Source organism: Micrococcus sp. HMSC31B01, assembly GCF_001816085.1.
GTDB classification, from domain to species: Bacteria; Actinomycetota; Actinomycetes; order Actinomycetales; family Micrococcaceae; genus Micrococcus; species Micrococcus luteus.
Window position 1 is genome coordinate 1 of the sequence record NZ_KV825230.1, and the last position, 3,113, is coordinate 3,113.

At 71.7% G+C, this 3,113-nt stretch carries 3 protein-coding genes and 1 pseudogene; all 4 read left to right on the forward strand.

The genetic code is table 11. The features are described from left to right. The first annotated feature begins 200 nt into the window (after nucleotides 1-200). Complete coding sequence (locus HMPREF3105_RS08590) at nucleotides 201-1,409, forward strand: 4-hydroxybenzoate 3-monooxygenase (protein ID WP_070709251.1); 1,209 nt, start codon at nucleotides 201-203, stop codon at nucleotides 1,407-1,409. Between the two features lie 45 nt (nucleotides 1,410-1,454). Continuing rightward, complete coding sequence (gene pcaH / locus HMPREF3105_RS08595; protein ID WP_206450781.1) at nucleotides 1,455-2,264, forward strand: protocatechuate 3,4-dioxygenase subunit beta; 810 nt, start codon at nucleotides 1,455-1,457, stop codon at nucleotides 2,262-2,264. Next, the gene (gene pcaG / locus HMPREF3105_RS08600; protein ID WP_070709255.1) at nucleotides 2,264-2,911 is read left to right on the forward strand and encodes a protocatechuate 3,4-dioxygenase subunit alpha; all 648 of its coding nucleotides are present in this window, start codon (nucleotides 2,264-2,266) and stop codon (nucleotides 2,909-2,911) included. The genes pcaH and pcaG overlap by 1 nt, the downstream gene beginning before the upstream one ends. After that, nucleotides 2,911-3,113: pseudogene (locus tag HMPREF3105_RS08605) on the forward strand (hypothetical protein); the annotation flags it as partial. The gene pcaG and the pseudogene HMPREF3105_RS08605, both read left to right, overlap by 1 nt.

Consider the following 3,113-nt stretch of genomic DNA (forward strand, 5'->3'; position numbering starts at 1 on the left):
ACACCCCGGGGGTGCCGCCCCTGCTGATGACGGCCGCCCGGGGGATCGCCCGCGGACTCGGCGGCCATTCTCACTGAGTGAGAACGGCCGGGCGCGGGCCGTGTCCTGCGCCACAGGATGGTCGGGACCTCCGCCGCCGGCCCCGGCAGCGCGGCCCGACCCGCCCGGCCCGACCGGTGACGTCCCCCGGAAAGGACGCCATGACCCAGCCCCCCGTGACCCGCACCCGCGTCGGCATCGTCGGCGGCGGGCCCGCCGGCCTGATGCTCTCCCACCTGCTCGCGCGGCAGGGGATCGACAACGTCGTCCTCGAGTCCCGTGACCCCGAGACCATCGCGCACACCCACCGCGCGGGCATCCTCGAGCAGCCCAGCGTGGAGATGCTGACGGACATGGGCGTCGACGGCCGGGTGAGGACGGTGGGCGACGAGCACCGCGGCATCATCCTGCGCTTCGACGGCGAGTCGCACGCCCTGGACTTCCCGGAGCTCGTGGGTGCCACGGTCACCCTGTACGCGCAGAACGAGGTCTTCGTCGACCTGGCCGCGGCGCGGCGGCGCGACGGCGGCGACGTCCGCTTCGAAACCGAGGTGCTCGAGGTGCTCGACGTCGACTCGGACACCCCCGGCGTCCGGTTCCGCTCCGTGGCCGGTGGCGAGGAGGGGCCGGTCGAGGAACTGCGTTGCGACATCCTCGTGGGCGCCGACGGCTCGCGTTCCACCGTGCGCAAGGCCCTCCAGCGCGACACCGAGGGCGAGGACCACTTCCACGCGTACCCCTTCGCCTGGTTCGGCATCCTCGCCGAGGCGCCCAAGTCCTCGCCGGAGCTGATCTACGCCCGCTCCGAGCATGGCTTCGGCCTGATCTCGCAGCGCTCGGAGACCGTGCAGCGCATGTACTTCCAGTGCGACCCCTCGACCCGCGTGGAGGACTGGTCCGACGACCGGATCTGGGACCGGCTGCAGAGCATCGTGGCCGGGCCGGACGGCTTCACCCTCAAGACCGGCCCCATCATCGACAAGACGGTGCTCGGGTTCCGCTCCTATGTGCGCACACCGCTGAGTCACCGCAACGTCTTCCTCGCCGGCGACGCCGGACACACCGTCCCGCCCACCGGCGCGAAGGGCCTGAACCTCGCCTTCGCGGACGTGCGCGTCCTGGCCGAGGCGCTCGAGTCGTGGGCCGCCACGGGCTCGCGCGACCTGCTCGACGCCTACTCGGAGACGGCGCTGGCCCGCGTGTGGAAGGCCCAGAACTTCTCCTACTGGATGACCACCATGCTCCACGCCCGCCCGGACGCCTCGGAGTTCGAGGACATGCGCGTGCGCGGTGAGCTCCGCAACGTGGTCCAGTCCCGTTACGGACGGCAGTTCCTCGCCGAGCAGTACACCGGCTGGCCCTCCGCCTGAGCCCGACCGATCCCCGACCCCGCAGAGAAAGGAGCCGACGTGAGCATCGCCGCCCAGGCCAAGGACGACGACACGTTCGACAGCGCCCACGTGCTCGACCCAGCCGCCACCCGCGATTCGCAGGGGCAGATCAGTGAGGAGATCGCGGTGGCCCACGCCCAGGCCCAGGGCGAGACCCAGCCGCGGCTCGACTTCCCGCCCTATCGCTCGTCTGTGTTCCGCCACCCCACCAAGTCGCTCGTGCACGCCGACCCCGAGACCGTGGAGCTGTGGTCCCCGGCCTTCGGCCACCGCGACGTGCACCCGCTCGAGGCGGACCTGACCGTCGGCCAGAACGGCGAGCCGATCGGCGAGCGCATCAAGATCCGCGGCCGCGTGCTGGACGGCGCCGGCCGGCCGGTCCGTCACCAGCTCGTGGAGATCTGGCAGGCCAACGCGGCCGGCCGCTACGTGCACAAGCGCGACCAGCACCCGGCCCCCCTGGACCCCAACTTCACGGGCGTGGGCCGCACCCTCACCGACGCCGAGGGCCGCTATGAATTCACCACCATCAAGCCGGCGCCCTACCCGTGGAAGAACCACCACAACGCGTGGCGCCCCGCCCACGTGCACTTCTCCCTCTTCGGCACCGACTTCACGCAACGGATGATCACCCAGATGTACTTCCCGGGCGACCCGCTGTTCCCGCTGGACCCGATCTACCAGGGCATCACGGACCAGAAGGCACGCGACCGCCTCGTGGCCACCTACGACCACTCCGTGACCAGCCACGAGTGGAACACCGGCTACTGGTGGGACATCGTGTTGACCGGCAGCCAGCGCACGTGGATGGAAGACGAGGAGGGCGATCACTGATGCGGATCGACGAGAACACCGAACGCGCCCCGGACGGCACGCTCATCCCGACGCCGGGCCAGACCATCGGCCCGTTCTTCGGGTACGCGGACGGCTATGAGCAGGTGCACCTGCCCTTCCGCGACGGCCAGAACCTCGTCCCGCCCGGCCGCGCGGACGCGCTGCGCCTGACCGGCACGGTCTACGACGGCAACGGTGACCCCATCCCGGACGCGATGCTGGAGATCTGGCAGCCGGATGCCGAGGGCGCCATCGCCCAGGAGGAGGGCTCCCTCCTGCGCGACGGCTTCACGTTCACCGGCTGGGGCCGGGCCACCGTGGACAACGCCGGCACGTACACGTTCTCCACCGTCGAACCCGGGGCGACCGGCGAGGGCACGGCGCGCTTCATCCACCTCGTGCTGTTCGCCCGGGGCCTGCTGAACAAGCTCCACACGCGCGTCTACCTGCCCGAGGACGCCGAGGCCCTCGAGCGGGACCCCCTGCTGGCCTCCCTGCCCGAGGAGCGGCGCCGCACCCTCGTGGCCGAGCGCCTCGACGACGGCTCCCTGAAGTTCGACATCTGGATCCAGGGCCGCGGCGAGCACGCGGACAAGGAGACGGTCTTCCTCCAGTTCCCCGGCATCGAGTACCCGAGGCACGGCTGATGGCGGCCGTCGACCCCCTGGGGCCCACCGCCGACATCGGCCTGCTCAGCCCCGTCTGGGCGGCCGGCACGGTGGCGGAGACGACGTCGGACCGCGCCGTCCTCGGCCACCTGCTGGAGGTCGAGGCGGCGTGGGTGGACGTCCTCGCCCGGCGCGGGCTCGCCTCCACCGCCGAGGCCGAGCAGGTGCGAGCCGCCTGCGA